Raw genomic sequence first — 23,470 nt, forward strand, 5'->3', positions numbered from 1 at the left:
CCGGCGCAGCCCCTCACCGCGGCAGCGGTGAGGGGCTGCGCCCGTACAGGGAGGCCGTCGCCCGCGCTCGCGCGGCGACGGCCTCCCGCACGTCGGGCGGTGCGACGACCTCCACGTCCGGCCCGAAACCCAGCAGCGTCGTCAGCGCCCACTCGCGCGCGTCGAAGGGCACCCGCAGCTCCACCCGCCCGTCCGCGTCCAGCGGCAGGCCGTCCGCCACGACCGGCAGGTGCGGCTGCGCCGCCGCCGACGCCACCCGCCGCAGCCCCGGCAGCGCACCCGGCAGCGCCCGCACCGTCACCTCCAGCGCCTCGCGCGCCGCCTCGGCCCGCGCCAGGTGCGCGCGCCAGGCCCGGTCCAGGTCGAAACCCGCCGGCCGCCGCGCCGGCTCCTGGAGCACCTCCACCGCGCCCAGCCGCGAGACCCGGTAGGTGCGCGTCTCGCCGTCGCGCTGCGCCAGCAGGTACCACTCGCCCTTCAGGACCAGCCCGAGCGGGTCCAGCACCCGCTCGGTCACCTCGCCGGTGCGGCGGTGGTGGCGCACCCGCACCCGGCGGTCGTCCCACACCGCGCGCGCCAGCGCCACCAGCGCCGGCGCCGGCTCGGCCGTGCCGAACCAGCGGTCGGTGTCCAGGTGGAACCGGGACGCCACCCGCCGGGCGCGCTCGCGGCCCTCGGGGGTGGTGCCCGCCAGCAGCTTCAGCTGCGCGCCGCCCACCACGTCCGCGAACCCCAGGTCCTGCGCGACGCCGGTGAGGCCCAGGAACGTCACGGCCTCCGCCTCCGCGGGCGACAGCCCGCTCGTGCGGTGCCGGTAGCCGTCGGCGATGCGGTACCCGCCGGCGGAACCGCGCACCGTCACCACCGGGACCCCGGCCGCGACCAGTTCGGCGACGTCGCGCTGCACGGTGCGCTCGGAGACCTCCAGCCGCTCCGCCAGTTCGCGCGCCGTGACCAGCGGCCGCGTCTGCAGCAGCATCGCCATCGTCAGTAACCGGGCCGCGCGCACCGGACCAGGATGCCGTCAGCCGGTGCGCAACCGGTAGCCCATGCCGCGCACCGTCTCGAACCGCTCCGCACCCAGCTTCTTGCGCAGGTAGCGCACGTACACGTCCACCACGTTCGACCCCGGGTCGAAGTCGTACCCCCACACCGAGCTCAGCAGCTGCTCGCGGGAGAGCACCTGCCCGGGGTGGCGCAGGAACGCCTCGGCGAGGGAGAACTCCCGGCTGGACAGGCTCACCGAACGTCCCGCCACCGCGGCGGTGCGGGTCAGCAGGTCCAGCTGCAGCTCCCCGGACGCGAGCACCGTCACCTCCCCGGTGCGGTCCTCGCCCGGCCGCAGCCGCAACCGCACACGGGCCAGCAGCTCCTCGAACCGGAACGGCTTGGTGACGTAGTCGTCCGCGCCGCCCTCCAGGCCGGCCACGGTGTCGGTGACGTCGTCGCGGGCGGTGAGCATGATGACCGGCAGGGAGTTGCGGGCCTGCCGCAACCGGCGCAGCACCGAGAAACCGTCCAGCTCCGGCAGGCCCACGTCCAGCAGCAGCAGGTCGAACATCCCGCTGCCCGCCAGGTCCAGCGCGGTGCGCCCGTCGGGCGCGATCGTCGTGGCGTACCCGCCGGCGCGCAGGCCCTTCTCGACGAACGCCGCGATGCGCGCCTCGTCCTCGGCGATCAGGATGCTGGTCAACGGCCCTCCCGGGCGTGTTCGGCGGGTGGTGCGGTGCGCGGGGTGGTGGGTGGTGCGGTCGGGACCGGGTCGGCCGCCCCGGGGTCGCCGGGGATCTCCTCCACGGGCAGCGGCAGCGGTAGCGGTAGCGCCAGGGTGAAGGTGGCGCCCGCACCCGGCAGGCTCGCCACCTCCACCCGCCCGCCGTGCGCCTCGGCGATGGCCGCCACGATCGACAGCCCCAGGCCGGAACCCTCCACGCCCCGCCCGGACTCCGCCCGGCCGAACCGCTCGAAGATGCGCTCGACGTCCTCGGGGGCGATCCCGGGCCCGCTGTCGCGCACCCACAGCAGCAGCTCACCGTCGTGGACGGCGCTGCCCAGGGCGACGACGTCACCGGCGGAGGAGAACTTCACGGCGTTGGACACCAGCTGGATGAGGGCCTGCTGCACCCGTTGCGGGTCGGCCACGACCTCCACGTCGGCGCGCGCGTCCACCCGCCACCCCCGGTCGCCCAGCGGCACCACCTTGTCGAACGCGTCGTCCAGCAGCCGGCCGGCGTCCACGGGTTGCGGGTTGACGAAGTCCGGCTGGCGCGCCTTCGCCAGCAGCGTCAGGTCGTCCACCAGGCGCGTCATGCGGGTCAGCTCGTCCAGCACCAGCGCGCGGGTCTCCGCGACGTCGCGGGGGTCGGTGTCGTCCACGAGTTCCAGGTGGCCCTGCACGATCGTCAGCGGTGTGCGCAGCTCGTGGCCGACGTCGTCGAGGAAGCGGCGCTGCGTCTCGAAGGACGTCTCCAGCCGTTCCAGCATCGCGTTGAAGCTGCGCGCCACGTCGGCGACGTCGTCGTCGCCGTGGACGCGGACCCGCCGCGACAGCTCCGTGGCGCCGACGCCGACGGCCGTGGCGTGCAGGTCGTCCAGGGGGCGCAGCAGCCGCACCGCCGTCAGCCACCCGGCGGTGCCCACCACCAGCAGCGCGGCCAGGCCCAGCACCGCGAACGTGCGGGCGTTCTCGGCGACGACCGCGAACTCCGGGTCCAGCGCGTGGCCGACCACGTACAGGCCCAGCGCCGGTTCGCCGGGAGCGGCCCCGGGCAGCGAGACGGGCACCGCGATGATCCGGGTGGGGCCGGCCTCGGTCTCCACGGTCTCCTGCACCGGCGCGCTGTCCGGCGTGGTGGACCGCACCAGCTCCTGCACCCGCTCGTTCTCCTGCAGCGCGAACGGCGGCCGCCGCCCCGGCACGTACGTGTTGCCGCCCACGACGATGCCCACGGCCGACTCGTGCGCGTCGGCGATGTCGTTGCGGATGCTCGCCGCCAGCAGGGCGTCCACGGACGTGAACTGCTGCCCGTTGAAACCGCGGGCGGCCAGTTCGCGCAGCTCGGCGACCTCCTGGCGCATCGAGGCGTGCACGCGCGCCTCGGTGGCGTCGCGCTGCACGACGTACGAGACGACGCCGGTCAGGCCCAGCCCCAGGGCGGTCGCGCCGACCACGGCCAGCACCACCTTCGTCCGCACCGGGCGCAGCAGCGCCCGGACCCGGTGCAGCGGCGCCCCCCGGCGCGGCGCCACCTCAGTCGTCGCCGTCCCCGTCGTCGTCGTCCTGGTCGTCACCCGCGTCGTCACCCGCGTCGTCCCCGTCGTCGTCCTGCCAGTCGTCGTCGCCACCGACGACGACCGGCCCCGGCGGCGCCACCGGGACCACGCCCTCGCCGCCTTCCGCGCGCGGGGCGGGGTCCGGCACCGACGGTACGCCGCCGCCACCGCCGCCACCGCCGCCGCCACCGCCGGCGGGAGCGGGCGGGGGCGGGGGCGGCGCGGGCGCCGGGGGAGGCGGGGGCGGTGCGGTGCCGGCCGCGGCCTCGGGGACGTCCGACGGCGACGCGGACGGTTCGGGGGCCGGGGTGCTCGCGGGTGCGCTGGGCGAGGCGACGACGACGGCGTCGCCGAGGTCCTCGCCGGGCCGGTCCGCCCAGGCCATCGACAGCCCCAGGGCGGCGACACCCGCGGCGCTGACCGTGAGCGCGGCCACGACCAGTGGAGTTCGCATGCCGGGAGGCTCGCACCCGAGCGTGAGGCGGACGTGAGGCGGACGTGAGAGGACTCTCATCCGGGCGGGCGGCGGGAGCCACCGCCCGGATGAGAGCCCTCTCACCGCCGTGTCACCCGCCGCTCATCCGCCGTCGCCACAGTCGTCACCCGGAAGGCATCGCGACGACGGGCGGAGGACACCGTGCGAGGACCGGCAGAAGGTCTCCGGGAGGGACCGGGCGCCACCCGCGGGCCGCGGGTGGCGCTGTACGGGCACGACACGTGCGGGCTGGGTCACCTGCGCCGCAACCTGGCGCTGGCCGGTGCGCTGCGCGCCTCCCCGCTGCGCCCGGACGTGCTCGTCGTCACCGGCTCCCCGCAGGCGCAGCGCTTCGACCGGCCCGACGGGGTGGACCTGCTCGTGCTGCCGTCGGTGCGCAAGGACGCCACCGGCCGGTACGCCGCCGGTGCGCTCCACGTCCCGCTGGGCGACGTCGTCGCGCTGCGCCGCGCCGTGCTCACCGCCACCCTGACGGCCTGGCAGCCGGACCTGCTCGTCGTCGACAAGGTCCCCACCGGGTTCCGCGGGGAACTGCTCGACGCCCTGGCCGCCCTGCGCGCCGCCGGCCGCACCCGCACCGTGCTGGGGCTGCGCGACGTCCTCGATGACCCGGCGACCTCCCTGGCCGAGTGGCACCGCGACGGCGGGCCGGAAGCCCTGGCGCGGTCCTACGACGAGGTGTGGGTCTACGGCGACGCCGCCGTGCACGACGTGCGGGCCGACCTGCGCATGGACGCCGCCCAGTCCGCCCGCACCCGCTTCCTCGGGTACCTCGCCGCAGGCAGGCCCGCCGGCGGCGGCGCCCCGCTGCCCCGCCGGGACCCCGCCGCCCGCACCGTCCTGGCCACCGTCGGCGGCGGCACCGACGGCGCCGAGCTCACCCGGGCGCTGCTGCGCACCCCGCTGCCCGCGCGCACGGAACTGGTGCTGCTGCCCGGCCCGTTCGCGCCCGCGGACCTGGGCGCGGACCTGGCGGCCGCCGCGGCGCGACCCGACGTGCACGTCGTGCCGTTCAGCGACGCGGTGGGGGAGTGGGCCGCCGCCGCCGACGCGGTCGTGTGCATGGGCGGCTACAACTCCGTCGCCGAGGTGCTCGCCACCGCGACCCCCGCGCTGGTCGTGCCCCGCACCCGCCCGCGCCTGGAGCAGCAGGTGCGCGCGGCGGCGCTCGCCGCCGCCGGCCTCGTCGACACCGCCCCGCACCCCGAACCCGCGGTGCTCGGCGCGTGGATCGAGCGGGCCCTGCGCACCGGGCCCGTGCACCGCGCCGGCCTCGCCCTCGACGGGCTGGCCGCGGTGCGCCGCCGCGCCACCCGCCTGCTGCGCGCCCGCCCCGGCACCCGCGCCCCGTCGGTCCCGGCCCCGTCCGTTCCCGCCCCGTCCGTTCCCGCCCCGTCCGTCCCCGCCCCGTCCGTCCCCGCCCCGTCCGTCCCCGCCCCGTCCGTCCTGCCCGTCCCCGCGTTCGAGAGGAGCGTCCCCCGTGCCTGCTGAAACCCCCACCCGGCCCCGGATCGGCTACGTCGTCAAGGTCTACCCGAGGTTCTCCGAGACGTTCGTCGTGCGCGAGGTGCTGGCGCGCGAGGCCGCCGGCGAGGACATCGCGATCGCGTCCCTGCGCCCCACCACCGACACCCGCTTCCACGCCCTGCTCGCCCGGGTGCAGGCCTCCGTCACCTGGATCGGGGAGTCCGCCGGGCGGTCCGCCCCGCCGCTGTGGCAGGCGCTGCGCGAGGCGGCGGACCTGCCCGGGTTCGCGGACGCGCTGCCGCAGCTGCTCGCCGACGACGTCGAGGTCGCCGCCCAGGGGGCGCTGCTGGCGCTGTGGGCGCGGCGCGAGCGCGTCACCCACCTGCACGCGCACTTCGCGACCCTCCCCGCCCGCACCGCGCGGCACGCCGCTGCGCTGCTGCGGATCCCGTACTCGCTGACCGCGCACGCCAAGGACCTGTACGTCTCCGGCGGCGACGCCCTCACCGGCGTCCTCGCCGACGCCGCCACCGTCGTGACCGTCAGCGACCACAACGTGCGCTGGCTGGCCGAGAACCACCCCGCCGCCCGGGTGGTGCGCGTCCACAACGGCCTGGACCTGGCGGAGTTCCGCTTCACCGAACCCGTGGACCGGCCGCGCGTGGTGGCGGCGGTGGGCCGGCTGGTGCCGAAGAAGGGTTTCGCCGACCTGCTCGACGCGGTGGCGCTGCTGCGCGCCGCGGGCGACCCGGTCCGGCTCGTGATCGCCGGTACGGGCTCGTGCGAGGCGGCGCTGCGGGCGCAGGCCGCCGCCGCGGGTCTCGGCGCGGCCGTGGAGTTCCGCGGCCCGGTGCCGCAGCACGAGGTGCACGCGCTGCTGCGCTCGGCCGCCGTGTTCGCCGCCCCGTGCGTCGTCGCACCCGACGGCGACCGCGACGGCCTGCCGACCGTGCTGCTGGAGGCGATGGCGCTGGGCACGCCCGTGGTGTCCACGACCGTCACGGGCATCCCCGAGGCCGTCGTCGACGGCGTCACCGGGACCCTCGTGCCGCCCGGGGAACCGGTCGCCCTGGCTGCGGCCCTGCGCGACGCGCTGGACGACCCGGCCGCCGCCGCCCGGCGCGCCGCAGCGGCCCGCGCCCGCGTCGAGGACCTGTTCGACGCCTCCGCGCAGGCGGCGCGGCTGCGCGAGATCACCGCCGCCGCCGCGACCCCGGCCGGGGTGGCCCGGTGAACGGCCTGGGGCTCCTCGGCCCCGGCAGCGTCGTGGTGCACGCCTGCCTGGACCCGGGAGTGCCCGTGTTCGGCGGCAAGGGCTGCTCGGTGCACGTGCAGGAGGTGCTGCGCGTCCTCGTCGCCACCGGCGCGCAGGTCCACGTCGTGGCCGCCCGAACCGGCGGGGAACCGCCCGCCGGGCTGGAGGGCGTGCACGTGCACCACCTGCCGCTGCCGTCCGGGCGCCGCGGACCCGAGCGCGAGCGCGACCGGCGCGCCCTGGACGAGCGCGCCGGGCGGCTCGTGGCGGACCTGGTGCGCGGCAGCGCCTCCGCCCTCGTCTACGAGCGGTACTCCCTGTTCGCGCACGCCGTGCAGGAGAACGCCCGGGGGCTCGGTGTCCCCTCCGTGCTGGAGGTGAACGCGCCGCTGCCGCTGGAGCAGGCGCAGCACCGCACCCTGCACGACGCCGCCGGTGCCGACGCCTCCACCCGCCGCGCCCTGCGCGCCGCGACCCGCGTGGTCGCCGTCAGCAGCCCGGTCGCCCGGTGGGCCCGCGAGGTGGGCGGGACCGGTGTGGACGTCGCCGTCGTCCCCAACGGCGTCGACCTGGACAGGTTCCGGCCCGCCGCGCCCGGCACCCGCGCGGGCACGTCCGGGGGTTCCTCCGGGCGCTTCACCGTCGCGTTCGTCGGCGCCTTCCGCCCCTGGCACGGCGTGGACCTGCTCGTCGAGGCCGTCGGCCGGCTGACCGCGCTGCCCGGGGACCCGGTGCGGCTGCTGCTCGTCGGCGACGGCCCGCAGCGCGCCGCCGCCCTGGCGCGCGCCGCGCAGCTCGGCGTCGACGTGGTGGCCCCCGGCGCGCTGGACCCGGCCGACGTGCCCGCCGCGCTCGCCGGCGCCGGCGCCGCCTGCGCCCCCTACCCGCCGGGCCGGGCGTACTTCTCCCCGCTGAAGGTCGCCGAGTACCTGGCGTGCGGGCTGCCGACGGTGGCCGCGGCCGTGGGCGACCTTCCCGGTTGCTACCGCGACGGGCACGAGCTGCTGCTCACCGAGCCCGGCGACCTGCACGCCCTCACCGCTGCCCTGCAGCGGCTGCGCACCGATGCGGCCCTGCGCGCCCGCCTGGGTGCCGTCGGTCGCGCCGCCGTCGAGCAGCGGCACAGCTGGCGGCACACCGTGGAGCTGTCCCTGCCGGTGCCCGCCGCGGCGGCGACGGCCGCGACGGTGCCCGCCGCGACGGGGGAGGCCGCGTGAGCCGCGACCGCACCGCTGCCGGCAGCCGCGGCAGCCGCGGCCGCCGCAGCCGCCGGGACCGGCGCGGCGGCCCCTCGCCCCTGCGCCGCACCGTCGCGCTCGTCGTCCCCCACACCCGTGGCTCGCGCACCACCGCCGCCGGTGGCCTGCTCGCCCTGCTCGCCGAGGTCGCCTTCCGCCTCGCCGAGCCGTGGCCGCTGAAGCTCGTCCTCGACACCGTGGTGCCCGCCGCGGCCGGTGGCCGCGCGGCCCCCGACGCGGTGCGGCTGATCGTCCTGGCCGGCGTGGCCGTCGTCCTCGTCGCGATCGGCCGTGCCGCCGCCGCCTACCTGACCACGGTGGCGTTCGCGCTCGTCGGCTCGCGCACCACCACCCGGTTGCGCGCCACCGTCAACGACCGCCTGCTGCACGCCGCGCCCGCCTTCCACGCCGGCGCCCGCACCGGCGACCTCGTCACCCGCGTCGTCGGCGACGTCGGCCGCGTGCAGGAGGCCGCCATCACGGCCGGGCTGCCGCTGCTCGGCAGCGTCCTGACGTTCACGGCGATGGCCGTGGTGATGCTGGTGCTGGACCCTCTGCTGGCGGTGGCGGTCCTCGCGGTCGCCCCGCTGCTGCTGCTCACCGGCCGCCGCAGCAGCGAGCGCATCACCGGCGCCTCCCGCGACCAGCGCACCCGCGAGGGCGCGCTGGCCGCCGACGCCTCCGAGACGTACGCGAGCATCGCGTTCCTGCAGGCGTACGACCTGCAGGACCAGCGGGCCCGCGCCTTCCGCGCCGCGGACGACGGGTCGCTGCGCGAGGGGGTCCGCGCCCGCCGCCTCGCCGCCGGCCTGGAACGCCGCGTCGACGTCCTCGTCGGCGTCGCCACCGCCGTCGTCCTCGTCGTCGGCGCCCAGCGCGTCCTCGCCGGCGTCCTCACCGTCGGCGACCTCGTCGTGTTCCTCACCTACCTCAAGGCCGCGTTCAAACCCGTGCGCGACCTCGCCAAGCACACCGGCCGCATCGCCCGCGCCGCCGCGTCCGGGGAGCGGGTCGCCGAGACCCTGGAACGCGCCGCACCGCTGGCGGAGGAGACCGACGCGCGCCGGCTGCGCGTCCTGCACGGGTACGTGCAGCTGGAGGGCGTCACCGTCGAGCGCACCCCGGGCACGCCCGTGCTGCGCGGTGCGGACCTCCAGGTGCGGCCGGGGGAGCGGGTGGCGGTCGTCGGCCCCAGCGGCTGCGGCAAGAGCACCACCCTGCAGCTGCTGCTGCGGCTGCTGGACCCGGTCGCCGGGCGGCTCCTGCTGGACGGGCACGACGCGCGGCGGTTGCGGCGCCGCGACGTGCGCGACCGCACCGCCGTGGTGCTGCAGGAACCCGTGCTGTTCGCCGCGAGCGTGCGCGAGAACGTCCGCCTGGGACGCCCCGGCGCCAGCGACGCGGACGTGGAGGCGGCCGTGCGCGCCGTCGGTGCCGAGGGCTTCGTGCGCGCGCTGCCGCAGGGTTACGACACGCCCGTCAGCGAGCGCGGGGGGTCGCTGTCCGGCGGGCAGCGCCAGCGCCTGGCCATCGCCCGGGCGCTGCTGCGCGAACCCGGCCTGGTCCTGCTGGACGAACCCACCACCGGCCTGGACGGTGAGTCCGCGCGCACCGTCCTGCACGCCCTGGACCGGCTGACCGCCGGGCGCACCACGATCCTCGTCACGCACGACGCGTCGCTGCTGCCCTGGTGCGACCGGGTCGTGGAACTGCGCGACGGGCGGTTCACCGAACGCGCCCACGAGGCACCCGGGCACGGCGAACCGGCGGTGGCGCGGTGAGCGCGCTCGACGCCGTGGACGCCGTGGACGCCGTGCACGCGGTGGAGCGCGAACTGCTCGCCGCCGAACCCGCGCTGCCGGCCCTCGCGCTGGCGCTGGACGACACCGCGCTGCGCTCCTGGGCCGCCGCGCACGGCGTCGACCTGCCCCCCGCGGCGCGCGTGGACCGGTTGCGGCACAAGGCGGGCACGTCGGTGCGTGTCGCCGTGGACCCCGGCGACGGAGGCCCGTGGTGGCTGCTGCACGGGTACTGCGCCGACGCGGCCGGCAAGGCCGCCAAGGACGTGCGCCACGCCCGCGGCACCGGACCGGCCGTCCTCGACGAGCGCCTGCGCGCCGCCCTCGTCCCGGCGTTCGCCGATCGCGACCTGCCGGGACTGCGCGAACCCCGCGCGGCGGGATCGCGAACCCTGGCGCACAACCCCGGCCGGCGCGCCGTCCTGCGCCGCGGCGACGTCCTGCTGAAGGTGCACGCGACCGGCGGGACCGCGGCGCGAGCCGTCGCCGCCGCCGGGCTGCTCCGCGCGGCGGGCACCCGGACGCCCGCGACCGCGCTGCGCGGGGAGCGCACCGCCGAGCAGGCCGTCGCCGCGGGAACCCCCTTCGAGGCGGGGTCCGCGGCGGGCGCGGTGGAGCACCTGCTGCGCCGCTGGTCGCGCGCCGGGACGGGGACGCTGCCGGTGCTGGGACCCACCGGGATCGACACCGCCGTGCGGGACGTGCTGCGTTCCCCCGGCCCGCTGCCGCCCGCGGCGCGCGACCGGGTGCGCGCGCTGGGACCCCGGTGGGAGGTGGCGGTGCGCGAGCACGCGCCCGCGCTCGCCCCGCGGGTGCTGTGCCACGGGGACCTGTCCCCGGACCAGCTGCTGCGCGGCCCCGACGGGGAGCCGACGGTGCTGGACCTCGACCGCGCCGCCCGCGGCCCCGCCGGCTGGGACGCCGCCTCCTGGCGCGCCGCCTGCACCGCCCTCGGCGTTCCGCCCGGCGACGTCCCGGCGCCGCACCCGCTGCTGCTGGCGGCCGCGGCCCTGCTGCGGCTGCCGGAGCCGTTCCGGCGCCGCCGTCCCGGCTGGACCGCTGCCACCGCCGACCTGGCCGCGCTGGCGTCGGCCGCCCTCGACGAGCTCACCGGCCGGGAGGAACCGTGCTGAACCGCGTGCCGGCCGAGGACGGCGTGGTGTGGCGGCGCGCCTGGCCCGGTGGCCGGCCCGGGGAACCGGAGCGGCCCCTGGTCCTGGAGGGCGTGCGCCCCGGCGGGCGGGTGGTCGCCGCCACCGCCGAGGTGCGCGTGAGCGGCGGCGTGCTCACCGGCGCCCGGGTGCACCTCGTCGCCGACGACCACCGCCTGCCCGCGCTGGCCGCCGAGCGCCGCGCGGGGGCGGCCGTCGTCGGCCACCGCGCCGGCAAGCGGGCCGTGCTGCGCACCGGCCCGGCCCACGCACCTCGCGAGTTCGTCAAGGTCGCCCGGCCCGCCGCCACCCGCGACGCCCTGGAGCGGCTGGACGCGGTGCGCGCCGCGCTCGGCGAGCACCCCGACCGCCCTGGCCTCGTGGAGGTCACCGCCCGGTCCGAGGGCGTGCTGCGGCTGCGCCCCGCCGCCGGCACCGCGCTGAGCGCGCTGCTCGGCCCGCGCGCAGGCCCGGCGCACCTCGTGCGCTGCCGCGCAGCCGGGCACCGCACCGCCCTGGCCACCGGGGCGCTCGCCGCCGCTCCCGCCGGTGCGCTGCCCGAGCACGACGCTCACCGGGAAGCGGGCGTGCTGGAGCGCTGGGCCGGTGACGCGCGCGCCTTCGGCGTTCTGCCCCCGCCCCTGGCGGGACGGCTGGTCTCCCGCGCCGCGGAGGTCGCCGACCGGTTGCGCGCCCTGCCGCCCGCCCCCGCCGTCGCCTCCCACCGCGACCTGCACGACGGGCAGGTGCTCGTGCGGTCCGCGCCGGACGGGATCGCTCCGGGCGTGACGTTCCTCGACGTGGACACCGCCGCGCGCGCCCACCCGTGCCTCGACCCGGCGAACCTGCTGGCCCACCTGGACCTGGCGCTGGTGCGCGGCGCCGCACCGGCGGCCGTGGCGGCCCTGACCGCGGGGTTGCGCGAGGGGTGGGCGGCGGGCGGGCACCCGCTGCGCGCGACCGGCCCGGACGCGCTGGCGGCGTGGCGGGCGGCGGCGCGGCTGCGGCTGGTGGCGGTGCACGCCTTCCGCGGGCCGGTGGACGACCTCGCCACCTGGCTGGGCTGAGCGGAGCGGGGCCGGCTCGCGGGGCCGCCGTCAGCCGCGCAGCGGTGCCAGCGCCACGTCGCCCGCACCGCCGACCTCCACGACGGCCAGCGCCTCGACCCGCCCCGCCACCGGAAGGTGCTCGCGCAGCGCCGCCACCGCCGGGGCGGGCCGCACCCGCCGCGCCAGCGTGCAGTGCGGCACCCAGCGCCCCGGGGCGGCCGTGGCGAACGCGTTGACCAGCCCGGCCGACGTCAGGGCGGCGCTCGCGGCGGCGTGCCAGTCGCGCAGGGGGCCGGGATCGCGGCAGCCCGCCCACAGCACGGCGCCGCGCCCGAACGTGCCCGCCTCGTCCAGCACCACGTCCACCGCGGGCACGAGGGCCGCCGCTCGCGCCACCGCGTCCGCGAACCCCGCCGTGCCCCCGGGCGGGCAGGGGGCGCCGAGGACGGTCAGGTGCGGGCGGTGCCGCGGGGCGGCGGGGGTGCGCACCCCGGCGGTGCGCAACCGCCGGCGCACCTGCTCCAGCGAGGCGTCCAGCGGCGCGTCGAAGGCGGCGCACACCACCAGCGTCCGCTCGCGCGCCCCGGCTGCCTCACCCACCCCGGCAGGGTAGGTGGCCCGCGACGCGCCCGCCTGCGGCACAGTGGGGCCGTGGCGCGGTCCCGGAGCACCCTCGTGCGTGTCGTCGTCACCGTCGCGGCGCTGGCGGTGGTCCTCGTCGCCGCCGACCTCGCCGCCCGCAGCTGGGCCGTGGGCCGGGCCGAGCGGGAGCTGCAGGAGCGCCTGGCGCTGCCGCAGCCGCCGCAGGTGGACCTGGCGGGCGGCTCCTTCCTGTGGCAGGTGCTGCGCGGGCGCTACGAGGACGTCACCGTCACCGCGCAGCGGGTGCCCGCGGACGACCTCGTCCTCGACGACGTGCTGGTGCACCTGCCCGCAGTGCGGGCCCCCCTGGGGGCGCTGGTGAGCGGTGCGGGCGCGGTGGACGTGGCGGCGGGGACCTTCCGCGCCGAGGTGGGGTTCGAGGAGCTCGTCACCCGGGTGGACACCGGCTCGCTGGACGTGACGCTGACGCGCGACGGCGACGACGTGCGGGCGCTGACCACGGTGGGCGTGCTCGGCTTCGGCGTCGAGGTGGGGCTGACCGTCGAGCCGCGCCTGGTGGGCGAGGAGGTGCGGCTGGTGCCGGTGTCCGCGGAGGCCGCCGGGCGCGAGGTGCCGCTGAGCCGGGCGCGGCAGCTGCTGGGCGCGGCCGGCGTGGACGTCCTGGACGGCTGGACCGTGACCCTGGACGAGGTGCCCGAGCAGGTGCGGGTGCAGGACCTCGCGGTCGCCGACGACGGCGTCGTGCTGCGCGGGGCGGTGGCGGCCACCTCCGCGGAACTCGGCTGAACCCGGCCGGACGGCGCGACCCCCGCACCCGGGCGGGTGTGCGCCGGGCTGCGGGGGTCGTGGTGCCGGTGCGGCTACAGGCCGATCTTGCCGGCGAGGCCGCCGAGGCCCCCGCCCCCGCCGCCGGTGAACTTGGCGATCAGCTCGGACGGGTCGACGCCGAACTTGCTGAGCAGGCCGGAGTGCTGCTCGGTGTCGACCTGGCCGGGGAGCTGGGAGTCGGCCTCCTGCGCCTTGCCGTCGTCGTTGAACTTCTCCCGGATGAGCTGCAGGACCAGTTCCTTGGGGATCTGCACGGGTCTTCCTCCTCCTGCTGCGCGGACGCGGTCGCGCTCAGCCTGCCCCCGCACCGGTCGCACCGCACCCGGGCGGGGTCCCGCGCAGTGCCGTGTCACAGCGCGGCGGCGCGCACCGCGTCGTCGATCACGGCGCCCTGGGTGCGCGCGGGGTAGGTGGTGGGGTCCGCGGCGGCGAGCGCGTTGAAGCCCTCGACGAGCGCGACCAGGCCGCGGGCGCGCACCGCGCGCTGCGCCCGCGGCAGGTCCGGCCTCGCCCGTTCCAGCAACCGCTCGACGCGGCGGACGAACGCGCGGTTGTTCTCCCGGTGCACGCGGGCCAGCTCCTCGTCGCCGGCCGCCGCGGCGAGGAACGCCACCCACACGCGCGCGCCGTCGCGTTCGGCCGGTGTCAGGCAGGCGGCCCGGCGCAGCACGGCGCGCAGCTGCTCCACCGGCTCGCCGGCCGGTTCCTCGGCGGCGTCGAAGGCCGCGGCGGCGCGCTCGTGCAGCAGGCGGCGGGCGTGGACGAGGAGCTCGCGCTTGCCGGCGAAGGCGTGCATGACCAGACCGGTGGTGCAGCCGGCCCGCTCGGCGACGGCGCGCACCGTCAGCCCGTCCAGGCCGCGCTCGGCGAGCACCGACCAGACGGCCTCGGAGAGCATCTCCCGCTGGGAGTCGACGTCGCGTCGCCTGGGCACCCGGCCACCGTAGCGGAACAGGTGTTCCGGTCCCTGCCGGTCCGGTACCCACCCGCTCGGTAACGAATGTTACGGTTCGGACCGTCGTGGGACACCGGGTGGAGGAGGGGCCGTGGGGCGCTGGCGGATCGCCGTGGAGGACTGGGACGCACCGGACGCAGCCGCGCTGCGCGCCGCCCAGCGCGCCGAGCTGGACGCGCGCTACGGCTCGGACGACCACGAGCCCGGGACCGCCCCCACCGCGGCGGACGTCGCGGTGTTCCTCGTCGCCCGCGACGAGCGCGGGACCGCGATCGCCTGCGGGGGCCTGCGCCCCCTCGCGCCGGGTTCCGCCGAGGTCAAGCGCATGTACGTGCGCCCCGAGCACCGCGGCAGCGGGGTCGCCACCGCCGTCCTGCGCGAACTGGAACGTGCCGCCGGGGACCTGGGCGTGACGCGCCTGCTGCTGGAGACCGGTACCGCGCAACCGGAGGCGGTGCGCTTCTACGAGCGCGAGGGGTACGAGCGCGTCGAGAACTTCGGCCCGTACGCGGGCGAACCGCTGTCCGTCTGCTACGCGCGGGACCTCGCCGCGCCCGTACCGGGCCGGGGCGGTGCCGCGCACCGCGCCGCCGGCGGCGCGGACCGCGAAACCCCGTTGCGCTCCTGACCCCTCCGGCGCCACGCTCCCGCCGTGACCGACCTGGAGTTCACCACCGACCTCACCCGCGTCGACGTCGACGCGCTGGACGCGGCCCTGCGCGAGGACGGCTTCCACAACGGCCGCACCCCCGCCGAGCTGCGGCGCTCCTGCGAGAACTCGCACGCGACGGTGTTCGCCCTCGACGGCGGGCGCGTCGTCGCCATGGGCCGCCTGCTCAGCGACGGGGTGGGCAACGCGTACCTCGTGGACGTGTGGACCGCCACCGGGCACCGGCACCGCGGGATCGGATCGGAGGTGGTGCGCCGGCTGGTGCAGACCGTGCCCGGCCAGCACGTCGCCCTGTTCACCGACGACGCGGGGGAGTTCTACGAGGGGCTGGGGTTCTCCCCGCAGGAGGGCGGGATGAGCCGGGTGGTGGGCCGCTGGCTGGGGCGCTTCGACCCGCCGCCGCACCCGGCCGTCGTGCGGGCCGCCACCGGCGACGGCGGCGGCGACACGGCTCGCCCGGGCCACGGCGCACCTCCGACCGGGTGAGAGCGCTCGACACCACCCCTTCCCGTCCCGCACGGTGAGCGGTGGGCACCTCCCCGTGCCCACCGGACAAGGGCAAACCCGTCGCGAGGCGGGGACGCAAAGCACAGGGGCCTCAGCAGCTGAGGCGGCCCGGCTACCCAGGAGGAAGAACGTTGCGCCGTACCACCACCCTCGCCCTCACCGCCGCGCTCGCCGCGGCGCTCGCCGTGCCCACCACCGGCGCCGCGCTCGCGGCCCCGAAGGCGAAGCCCACGACGAGCCCGACCGCCACCGCCACCGCGGAGCCCACGGCGACCCCGACCGAGGCGCCCACCGCCACGCCCACCGCCGTCCCCACGGCCACGGCCACGCAGGCCCCGGTCCCGCGCATCACCCGCGGTGCCCGCGGCGCGAAGAACGTCCTCGTCGTCCACGGCACGGTCAGCGCCGTCGACGCCACCGCCGGCACCCTGACGATCACCGTGCGCGGCGGGCGCGACAAGAAGCTGCGCGGCACGGAGTTCACCGTGACCGTCGCCGAGGGCGCGAAGGTCGTCCGTGACGACGCCCCCGCGGAACTGGCCGAGATCACCGTCGGCGACCGCGTCAACGTCAAGGGCACCCGCGGCACCGACGGGCCCGTCGCCACCCGCATCAGCGCCGGCAGCGGCGAGGACGGCGGCGAGCCGACCGAGACGCCCACCGCCGAGCCCACCGCCGAGCCGACCGCGACGCCCACCGCCGAGCCGACCGCGACGCCCACCGCCGAGCCCACCGCTGGGCCGACCGCGACGCCCACCGCCGGGCCGACCGCGACGCCCACCGCCGAGCCGACCGCGACGCCCACCGCCTGACGGTCCGCCGGGTCAGCGGCCGCCGGGAGCGCCCGGCGGCCGCGGCCCCTAGAGTCCCCGGGCGTGAGCTACCTCGCGGCCCCCGACCGCTACGACTCGATGCCCTACCGCCGCTGCGGCCGCAGCGGCCTGGAGCTGCCCGCGGTGTCGCTGGGCTTCTGGCACAACTTCGGCGACGACAAGCCGTTCCAGACCCAGCGCGACATCGTGCGCCGCGCCTTCGACCTCGGCATCACGCACATGGACCTCGCCAACAACTACGGACCCCCCTACGGGGCGGCCGAGACGAACTTCGGCCGGCTCGTCAAGGAGGACCTCGCCCCCTACCGCGACGAGCTGGTGATCTCCTCCAAGGCCGGCTGGGACATGTGGCCCGGCCCCTACGGCGACCGCGGATCGCGCAAGTACCTGACGGCGTCCCTGGACGCGTCGCTGAAGCGCATGAACCTCGAGTACGTCGACATCTTCTACCACCACCGGCCCGACCCGGACACGCCGCTGGAGGAGACGATGGGCGCCCTGGACGCCATCGTCCGCTCCGGCAAGGCCCGCTACGTGGGGATCTCCTCCTACGGACCGGAGCGGACCCTGGAGGCGTCGCGGATCCTGCGCGAGCTGGGCACGCCGCTGCTGATCCACCAGCCGTCGTACTCGATGTTCAACCGCTGGATCGAGTCCGGTCTGCTCGACGTGCTGGAGGCCGAGGGCGTCGGGTGCATCCCGTTCACCGCGCTCGCCCAGGGCCTGCTCACCGACCGCTACCTCGACGGCGTCCCGGCGGACTCGCGCGCCGCCCAGGGCAAGTCGCTGGACCCCGGGATCCTCACCGAGGAGAACCTGCGGCGCGTGCGCGGCCTGAACGAGATCGCGGCCGGGCGCGGGCAGACGCTGGCGCAGCTGGCGCTGTCGTGGGTGCTGCGCGACCGCCGCGTCACCACCACCCTCATCGGCGCCAGCAGCGTCGCGCAGGTGGAGGACAACGTCGCCGCCGTGTCGAAGCTCGACTTCACCGACGAGGAGCTGCGGGCGATCGACGAGTTCGCCGTCGACTCCGGCGTCGACCTGTGGGCGCAGGCCCGGCGGGCGGGCGACAGCACCTCCTGACGCACCGGTGCACCGTTCCCCGGCCGCGAGGGCCGGGGAACGGCGCCGTCAGCCCAGCTCGGCGGTGCTCGGCCGCTTCCCGGCCCGCACCGGCACGAACGCGATCACCAGCCCGGCGAACGCGAACACCAGGTGCAGCGCGCTCGTCGGCCAGTTCGCGTTCAGGACGCCGCCGCCGACGTTGCGGGAGTACAGGAACATCGCCACGCACGCGGCGATCAGCAGGACGCCGTACCAGCGGGCGCGGCGGGCGCCCGTGCGCGCCAGCACGCCCAGCGCCCCCAGCACCAGGTGCACCACGTTCGCCAGCGGGTTCACGGCGAAACCGATCACCTGCTGCTCGCGGGTGCCCTCCGTCCACCCGCTGAAGCCGGTCACGAAGAACCCCGCGACCCCCAGCGCGATCAGCAGGACGCCGGCCAGGAGCGACAGGTGCTGCCCCGCGGTGGTGCGGGGCCGCTCCACCGCGACCCTCCCCGCCATGTTCAGGCTCATGCGGGACAGGTGCCCCGCAGGGCCCCGCCCGAAACCGCCGGCGTCCCGGCGGTCACCCCGCGGCGGGCAGCTGAACGGTGAACACCGATCCGCCGCCGGGCCGCGGGGCGTGGTGCACGTCCCCGCCGTTGGCGCGCAGCAGCTCGCGCACGATGTACAGCCCCAGGCCGGTGCCGCGCACCGTGCCGGCGGTGGCGTCGGCGCGGGCCAGGCGGTCGAACAGCCGGTCGCGGAACCCCTCCGGCACGCCGGGACCGGCGTCCTCGACGCTGACCACCACCCGGTCTCCGGCGACCCCGGCGCGCACCGCCGTGGCGCCGCCGCCGTACTTCGCCGCGTTGGACAGCAGGTTCACGAGCACCTGCTCCAGGTGGCCCGGCTGCACGGACGCCGCGAGCTCCGGCGGGCAGTGCACCTGCGGGGCCGCACCCGGCACGCTGGCCAGGGCGGCCTCGACCACGGCGCGCACGCGCACCCGCTCCGGGGTGGCGCTCAGCTGCCCGGCGTCCACGCTGACCATCGCCAGCACCTCGCGCAGGATGGTGTCCAGCCGCTGCGCACCGCGGTGCACGGCCTCGGCGCTGCTGCGCCGGTCGGCCTCCTCCAGCTGGTCCCAGCACTGCACGGCCAGCTCGGAGTACCCCTGGATCGAGGCGAGCGGGTTGGCGATCTCGTGCCCGAGCATGCCGATGAGGTCCAGCTTGAGCTGGTTGGCCTCCTCCAGCTCCCGGTTGCGCTCGGCCAGCTGCGCCTGCTCGGCGAGCCGCTGCGTCACGTCCTCCACCTGCGCGACCAGGTACAGCGGGTCCCCCTGCTCGTCGCGGACCACGGCGCTGCGCAGGCGCACCCACAGGGTGCGCCCGTCGGCGTGCACGAAGCGCGTCTCGGTCGTCGCGGCCCCCAGCTCCCCGGCGACCAGGCGGGCGGTCAGCTCGGCGCTGTCGGCCGCGTCCCACGGGTGCTGCAGGTCGCGCAGCCCCATGCGCGCCAGGCGCTGGGGGGAGTGGCCGGTGATCTCGGCCATGGCCGCGTTGGCCTGCAGGAAGTCACCCGCGTCGGCCGCGTCCAGGCTGGTGAGCACCATGCCCAGCGGGGAGCCGTCGAACATCATGCGGAAGCGCTGCTCGCTCATCTCCAGCGCCTCCAGCGCGGCGGTGCACTCGGCCAGCAGCGCGGCGTTGCGGGCCGCGTCGTCGGCGTGGCGCAACCCGGCGGCCAGGCTGCCGGCGAGCAGCTGCAGCAGCTGCGCGTCCTCCGCGGTGAAGGCGCCGGCGCTGCCGCTGGAGACCTTCAGCACGCCCACCGTCCGGTCGCCGCTGACCAGCGGGGCGGTGCACGTGGAGCGCACGCCGATGCGCTCGCACGCCTCGGCGTCCACCCGGGGGTCGGTCGCGGTGTCCTCGCACAGCACCGAGGTGCCCCGCTCGATGGCGGTGCCCGACAGCGACCCGGCGGCGGGCAGGCGCAGCCCCGCGTGGGCGACCAGCGCACCGGCGACGGCGGCGTAGCGCAGCTGCACGCCCTCCAGCAGCTCCACGACGGCCCCGTCGGCGGCCTCGAACGCGGCCACCGCACCGTCGGCGACGGCCTGCAGCACCGCCGCACGGTCCGCACCGGCGGCGGCGACCGCCTGCTGCACCCGCACCGTGCTCAGCAGCACCCGGCTGCGGCGGTGGGTCCGCTCCTGCTCGGCGCGCGCCAGCTCCTCGCTGCGGGCCAGCGCCCGCTCCGCGGCGCGGCGCGAGCGCAGGTCGCGCAGGAACGCGTGGCAGCGCCACTCACCGGCCACCCGGGTCGGCCAGACGGTGATCTCCACCGGTACGCGGGTCCCGTCGCGGTGCAGCGCCTCGACCTCCACGGGACGCCCGGACACCGCCCGCTCGCCGGTGGTGCGGTAGCGGGCCAGGCCGGCGTCGTGCACCTGCCGCAGCTCCGGCGGGACGACGACCTGCGTCATCGGCAGGCCCAGCACCTCGGCGCGGTCCCAGCCCAGCAGGTCGGCGGCGGCCTGGTTCCACTCGGTGAGCATCCCGTCGCCGTCGATGGAGACGAACGCGTCCGGTGCGCAGGCCAGCGCCTGGCGCAGCGCCTCCAGCTCGGCGCGCTCACCGGCACCCAGCCGGCCCGCGACCCCCTGCTGCACCCGCTCCTGCCGCTCCTGCACCTGCACCCGTCCCCGCTCCTCGCGCTCGCCGACCGTCGCCCGTGGGCCCGGTGCGCTCACCACCCACCACCCCCCTCGCCGAGCACCGCCCCGGCGCTGCTCCGCGCCGTGCCCGCGAACTCCTCCGCGAGCGCGGCGAAGGTGCGGCACGTGCGCTCCAGCTCCTCGTGCAGCTGCGCCGCCCAGCCCGGCGCGGGCGCCTCACCGGCGCGGGCGCGCGCCTCCAGGTCCGCGCACAGCTGCGCCAGGACCTCCGCGCCCAGGTTGGCCGCGGAGCCCTTCAGGCTGTGCGCGCGCGTCTCCAGCTCACGCGCGTCGGCGGCCGCCAGGGACTCCTCCAGGCCGGCGACGGCACCGGGGGCGCGCTGCACGAACGAGGTGAGCAGCTGCGCGAACAGCAGCCGGTCCTCGTCGGTGTCGGCGCCGCCGAGGTCGGCGATGCGGGCGCGCACCGCCAGCTCCAGCGGCACGGTCGCCGGCACCGGTGCGGGGCCACCGGGGAGCGGCGCGCTCGCGCCGGTGGCGGCGCCCGCCTCCGCGGGCTGCGTGGCGGTGCGGGCGCGCCACACCCCCAGCGGGTCGTGGCGCACCGCCTCGAGCACCTGCGACAGGGCGCTCTCCAGCTCGCGCGCCCGCACCGGCTTGGTCAGGTGCGCGTCCATCCCCGCCGCCGCGCACGCGTCGCGGTCCTCGGACAGGACGCTCGCCGTGAGGGCGATGATGCGCGGCTGCCGGTCCGCGGGGACCTCGGCGCGGATGCGCCGCGTCGCCTGCAGGCCGTCCATCTCCGGCATGTGCAGGTCCATCAGGACCACGTCGTAGCGGCCGGCGAGCACGGCCCGCAGCGCCTGGCGGCCGTCGGCGACGGTGTCGACGTCGTGGCCGAACCTCGCCAGCAGCAGCTGCGCGACCCGCTGGTTGACGGCGTTGTCCTCGGCGAGCAGGACGCGCAGGGACCGGCCGGTGCCGTCCCCGTCCGGGCCGGTGGCCGGCACCGGCGCCCCGGTGGGCGTGCGCCGCGCGGCCGGGACGGTCCCGCCGGCCGGGCCGGCGGGAGCTGCGGGGGCCGCGGGGGCCCTGCCGCTCAGCAGGTCCCGCAGCGTGCTCTCCAGCAGCCCCGTGCGCACCGGCTTGCTCAGGGTCGCGTCCACCACGCCGGCCGCGGCGGCCGAGGGGTGCCGCTGGCCGCTGGTCAGCAGCACGATCGGCAGCTCGCGGCCGGTGGGCAGCGCGCGCAGGGCGTTGGCCAGCTGCTCGCCGTCCGTGTCCGGCATGTGCATGTCCACCAGCGCGGCGTCGAAGGCGCGCCCCGCGGCCACCAGGGCCAGCGCTTCGCCCGCGGACGCCGTGCCGGTGCAGACCGCGCCCCAGCCCTGCAGCTGCAGCTGCAGCACGCGGCGGTTCGTGGCGTTGTCGTCGACGACGAGCACGTCGCGGCCGGCGAGGTCGGCGGCAGGCCGCGGCGCGGCCGCCGCGAGCGCCCCGGCCTCGCTCAGCGGCACCCGCAGCGTGAACGTCGAGCCGATGCCGGGGGTGCTGTCCACCGTCAGGGTCCCGCCCATCGCGGCGGCCAGGCCCGAGCAGATCGCCAGGCCCAGGCCCACGCCGCCGTGCTCGCGCACCGCGTACGGGTCCATGGGCGCGAAGGAGCGGAACAGGGACGCCACCCGGTCCGCGGGGATGCCGATCCCGGTGTCCCGCACCGAGAACCGCAGCAGTGCAGCCCCGCCGGGGGAGCCCGGGCCCTCCGGCGCCACGGTCAGGGCGACCTCGCCGCGGGAGGTGAACCCCACCGCGTTGCGCAGCAGGTGCACCAGCACCTGGTGCAGGCGCGCGGCATCGCCGCGCACCGCCGCCGGGACGTCAGCGGAGACGTCCACGACGAGCTCCAGACCCTTGCCGCCGGCCTCGTGGCGCACGACCGCGGCGGCGGACTCCGCACCCGCGCGCACGTCGAACGGCTCGTCCAGCAGGCGCAGCGTGCCCGCCTGCAGCTGGGAGAAGTCCAGCACCTCGTCGATGACGACGAGCAGCGCCTCGCCGCTGTCGCGCACCGTCTCCGCCAGCTCCCGCTGCGCCGCGTCCAGGGGCGTGTCCAGCAGCAGGTCCGTCATGCCGATCACGGCGTTCATCGGGGTGCGGACCTCGTGGCTCATGGTCGCCAGGAACGCCGACTTCGCGCGGTCGGCCGCCACGGCCTTGTCCCGGGCGGTCACCAGCGCCTCCACGGCGGTGTTCACGGCCTCGCCCACTGCGACGACCTCGGCCGGGCCGCTGACGTGCGCCGGCTCGGTGATCTCCCCGGCCGCGAGCTGCTGCGCGGCCGCGGCGACGCGCTGCACGGGCCGCACCACGCGGCGGGTCACCCACGCCGCGCCGGCGGCCAGCAGCAGCACGGCGGCGGCGGTGCCGACGGCGACGAGCAGACGGGTGCGGGCCGCGCTGGCGGCGGCGCTCGCCTGCTGCTCGGCCAGCAGCGCCCGCTGCTCCTCCTCCAGCACGTCCAGGGCCGCGGTGGTGCGCTGCATCTGCTCGCGCCCGGCGTCGGTGGCCACCACCGCCTGCGCGGCCTCGAACCCGCGCTCGCGGCGCAGGCCGATCGTGGTGCGCATCTCCGCCAGCTTCGCGTCGACCGCCGCGCGCAGGTCCGCGCCCGCCACCGCACCGGCGGCGCTGGTCCCCGTCTCGCGCACGATGCCGTCGAGCACGCCGTCGAGGCCGGTGAGGGCCTCGGAGTAGGGCTGCAGGTAGTACTCGCGGCCGGTGATGACATACCCGCGCTGCCCCCGCTCGGCGTCGCGCAGCAGCACGCGCAGCCGGCCGATGTCGTCCAGCACGCCGTACGTGGCCTCCACCTGCGCGCGCTCGGCCACGAGCGTGCCGATGCGGGCGTACGAGCTGCCGCCGATCACCAGCAGGGTGGTGACCACCACCAGCAGGCCCGCGGTCAGCATCCGCGCGATGGACCAGGGGGAGCGCCGCACCCCGGGCGCCGCGATCACCAGCTCGCGCCGGCGTCTGCGGTGGCGAGGGACTGCTCGATCGCGGTGCACAGGGCGGTCAGGACGACCGGCTTCGTCAGGTACGTCCCGCCCAGGGCGCGACCGGCCTCGATGTCCGCCGGCTGCACGCGGCCGCTGAGGAAGACCACCGGCAGGCGCGCGTAGCGCTCGTCCTCGCGCAGCCCGCGCACCAGCTCCAGGCCCGTGGTGCCCGGCAGCGTCACGTCGGTGACCAGCACGTCGGGAGCGCCGCGCTCGGCCATGACCGCCAGGGCGGACGCGGCCGAGTCGGCACCGATCACCCGGTGCCCGGCGGCGCGCAGCCGCAGGTCGAGAAGGGTGCGGATGTCCGCGTCGTCCTCGACGACCAGCACCTTGGCCATGATCCGGGGTCCTCCCTGAGGGGTTCGGCGGTGCGCGGCCCTCGCCGCCGCACCGGCCCTGCGCACCCGCGCCGCAGCGGCCGGGTGCACCTGACCCACCGGTCATCGGCAGCGGTGGCGCTGAGGTGAAGCGACCGCCCGTCCGGCGGCACCACCGCACGGGCGTCAGGTCACGCACCGTGACCGCTCCGGGCTCAAGGCGGCCGCCCCGGTGCCGAT

The 23,470-nt window shown here is 77.7% G+C and carries 21 protein-coding genes, 1 pseudogene and 1 riboswitch; of the genes and pseudogenes, 11 read left to right on the plus strand and 11 right to left on the minus strand.

What is annotated here, in order from left to right; all coding sequences use genetic code 11:
* Positions 1 to 13: 13 nt before the first annotated feature.
* Genes V9U69_RS02800 through V9U69_RS02815 form a run of 4 tightly spaced genes read right to left on the minus strand, consistent with a single transcriptional unit; the run spans position 14 to position 3,727 of the window.
* Positions 14 to 979, minus strand: coding sequence for a helix-turn-helix transcriptional regulator (locus tag V9U69_RS02800; protein WP_442907560.1), 966 nt, complete (start codon positions 977 to 979; stop codon positions 14 to 16).
* A 45-nt stretch (positions 980 to 1,024) separates the two neighbouring features.
* Positions 1,025 to 1,693: a response regulator transcription factor gene (locus V9U69_RS02805; RefSeq protein ID WP_337059776.1), complete on the minus strand. Its 669-nt coding sequence runs from the start codon at positions 1,691 to 1,693 to the stop codon at positions 1,025 to 1,027.
* The gene (locus V9U69_RS02810; protein WP_337059777.1) at positions 1,690 to 3,291 is read right to left on the minus strand and encodes a sensor histidine kinase; all 1,602 of its coding nucleotides are present in this window, start codon (positions 3,289 to 3,291) and stop codon (positions 1,690 to 1,692) included. Before V9U69_RS02810 ends, V9U69_RS02805 begins: the two co-directional genes overlap by 4 nt.
* Complete coding sequence (locus V9U69_RS02815; RefSeq protein ID WP_337059778.1) at positions 3,251 to 3,727, minus strand: hypothetical protein; 477 nt, start codon at positions 3,725 to 3,727, stop codon at positions 3,251 to 3,253. Before V9U69_RS02815 ends, V9U69_RS02810 begins: the two co-directional genes overlap by 41 nt.
* A 183-nt stretch (positions 3,728 to 3,910) precedes the next feature.
* Here V9U69_RS02815 and V9U69_RS02820 point away from each other — a divergent pair, with 183 nt between their 5' ends.
* Genes V9U69_RS02820 through V9U69_RS02845 form a run of 6 tightly spaced genes read left to right on the plus strand, consistent with a single transcriptional unit; the run spans position 3,911 to position 11,746 of the window.
* The gene (locus V9U69_RS02820) at positions 3,911 to 5,260 is read left to right on the plus strand and encodes a glycosyltransferase (protein WP_337059779.1); all 1,350 of its coding nucleotides are present in this window, start codon (positions 3,911 to 3,913) and stop codon (positions 5,258 to 5,260) included.
* Positions 5,250 to 6,470, plus strand: a complete 1,221-nt coding sequence (locus V9U69_RS02825) for a glycosyltransferase (protein WP_337059780.1) — start codon at positions 5,250 to 5,252, stop codon at positions 6,468 to 6,470. The genes V9U69_RS02820 and V9U69_RS02825 overlap by 11 nt, the downstream gene beginning before the upstream one ends.
* Positions 6,467 to 7,708 carry a glycosyltransferase family 4 protein gene (locus V9U69_RS02830; protein WP_337059781.1) on the plus strand — a complete coding sequence of 414 codons (1,242 nt, stop codon included), beginning with the start codon at positions 6,467 to 6,469 and terminating at the stop codon, positions 7,706 to 7,708. The genes V9U69_RS02825 and V9U69_RS02830 overlap by 4 nt, the downstream gene beginning before the upstream one ends.
* Positions 7,705 to 9,510, plus strand: coding sequence for an ABC transporter ATP-binding protein (locus V9U69_RS02835; RefSeq protein WP_337059782.1), 1,806 nt, complete (start codon positions 7,705 to 7,707; stop codon positions 9,508 to 9,510). The genes V9U69_RS02830 and V9U69_RS02835 overlap by 4 nt, the downstream gene beginning before the upstream one ends.
* Positions 9,507 to 10,661 carry a phosphotransferase family protein gene (locus V9U69_RS02840; protein ID WP_337059783.1) on the plus strand — a complete coding sequence of 385 codons (1,155 nt, stop codon included), beginning with the start codon at positions 9,507 to 9,509 and terminating at the stop codon, positions 10,659 to 10,661. Before V9U69_RS02835 ends, V9U69_RS02840 begins: the two co-directional genes overlap by 4 nt.
* Positions 10,655 to 11,746, plus strand: coding sequence for a hypothetical protein (locus tag V9U69_RS02845; protein WP_337059784.1), 1,092 nt, complete (start codon positions 10,655 to 10,657; stop codon positions 11,744 to 11,746). Before V9U69_RS02840 ends, V9U69_RS02845 begins: the two co-directional genes overlap by 7 nt.
* A 30-nt stretch (positions 11,747 to 11,776) precedes the next feature.
* Here the strand turns inward: V9U69_RS02845 and V9U69_RS02850 are convergent, their stop codons facing one another.
* Positions 11,777 to 12,328, minus strand: coding sequence for a 2'-5' RNA ligase family protein (locus V9U69_RS02850; RefSeq protein ID WP_337059785.1), 552 nt, complete (start codon positions 12,326 to 12,328; stop codon positions 11,777 to 11,779).
* Between the two features lie 51 nt (positions 12,329 to 12,379).
* Between V9U69_RS02850 and V9U69_RS02855 the strand changes: the two genes are divergently transcribed.
* A complete protein-coding gene (locus tag V9U69_RS02855) occupies positions 12,380 to 13,117 on the plus strand; it encodes an LmeA family phospholipid-binding protein (protein WP_337059786.1) in 738 nt (245 codons plus the stop codon).
* Between the two features lie 74 nt (positions 13,118 to 13,191).
* Here V9U69_RS02855 and V9U69_RS02860 read toward each other — a convergent pair whose 3' ends face one another.
* Together V9U69_RS02860 and V9U69_RS02865 are read right to left on the minus strand one after the other, a co-directional pair.
* The gene (locus V9U69_RS02860) at positions 13,192 to 13,413 is read right to left on the minus strand and encodes a hypothetical protein (RefSeq protein WP_337059787.1); all 222 of its coding nucleotides are present in this window, start codon (positions 13,411 to 13,413) and stop codon (positions 13,192 to 13,194) included.
* A gap of 95 nt (positions 13,414 to 13,508) precedes the next feature.
* Positions 13,509 to 14,093 (minus strand): TetR/AcrR family transcriptional regulator, encoded by a 585-nt coding sequence (locus tag V9U69_RS02865; protein ID WP_337059788.1) that lies wholly within the window; start codon positions 14,091 to 14,093, stop codon positions 13,509 to 13,511.
* A 127-nt stretch (positions 14,094 to 14,220) separates the two neighbouring features.
* Here V9U69_RS02865 and V9U69_RS02870 point away from each other — a divergent pair.
* The 4 genes and pseudogenes from V9U69_RS02870 to mgrA form a co-directional block, all read left to right on the plus strand.
* Positions 14,221 to 14,664: pseudogene (locus V9U69_RS02870) on the plus strand (GNAT family N-acetyltransferase); the annotation flags it as partial.
* A gap of 102 nt (positions 14,665 to 14,766) precedes the next feature.
* Positions 14,767 to 15,270, plus strand: a complete 504-nt coding sequence (locus V9U69_RS02875) for a GNAT family N-acetyltransferase (protein WP_337059790.1) — start codon at positions 14,767 to 14,769, stop codon at positions 15,268 to 15,270.
* 61 nt (positions 15,271 to 15,331) lie between these two features.
* Positions 15,332 to 15,411, plus strand: a riboswitch (cyclic di-GMP riboswitch).
* 11 nt (positions 15,412 to 15,422) lie between these two features.
* Positions 15,423 to 16,103, plus strand: coding sequence for a hypothetical protein (locus V9U69_RS02880; RefSeq protein ID WP_337059791.1), 681 nt, complete (start codon positions 15,423 to 15,425; stop codon positions 16,101 to 16,103).
* A gap of 63 nt (positions 16,104 to 16,166) precedes the next feature.
* Positions 16,167 to 17,207, plus strand: a complete 1,041-nt coding sequence (mgrA, locus tag V9U69_RS02885) for an L-glyceraldehyde 3-phosphate reductase (protein WP_337059792.1) — start codon at positions 16,167 to 16,169, stop codon at positions 17,205 to 17,207.
* Between the two features lie 48 nt (positions 17,208 to 17,255).
* On the opposite strand, the gene V9U69_RS02890 is transcribed toward mgrA, so the two are convergent.
* From V9U69_RS02890 to V9U69_RS02905, 4 genes are read right to left on the minus strand one after another with little or no spacing between them, the layout of a single operon-like run.
* On the minus strand, positions 17,256 to 17,702 hold the full coding sequence (locus tag V9U69_RS02890; RefSeq protein ID WP_337059793.1) for a DUF4383 domain-containing protein: 447 nt from the start codon (positions 17,700 to 17,702) through the stop codon (positions 17,256 to 17,258).
* A 52-nt stretch (positions 17,703 to 17,754) separates the two neighbouring features.
* Positions 17,755 to 19,926 carry a PAS domain S-box protein gene (locus tag V9U69_RS02895; RefSeq protein WP_337059794.1) on the minus strand — a complete coding sequence of 724 codons (2,172 nt, stop codon included), beginning with the start codon at positions 19,924 to 19,926 and terminating at the stop codon, positions 17,755 to 17,757.
* Positions 19,923 to 22,868 carry a hybrid sensor histidine kinase/response regulator gene (locus V9U69_RS02900; protein ID WP_337059795.1) on the minus strand — a complete coding sequence of 982 codons (2,946 nt, stop codon included), beginning with the start codon at positions 22,866 to 22,868 and terminating at the stop codon, positions 19,923 to 19,925. The genes V9U69_RS02895 and V9U69_RS02900 overlap by 4 nt, the downstream gene beginning before the upstream one ends.
* Positions 22,865 to 23,251, minus strand: coding sequence for a response regulator (locus tag V9U69_RS02905; protein WP_337059796.1), 387 nt, complete (start codon positions 23,249 to 23,251; stop codon positions 22,865 to 22,867). The genes V9U69_RS02900 and V9U69_RS02905 overlap by 4 nt, the downstream gene beginning before the upstream one ends.
* Positions 23,252 to 23,470: the final 219 nt, after the last annotated feature.

Source organism: Kineococcus sp. G2 (genome assembly GCF_037154035.1).
In the GTDB taxonomy this organism is placed as follows: domain Bacteria; phylum Actinomycetota; class Actinomycetes; order Actinomycetales; family Kineococcaceae; genus Kineococcus.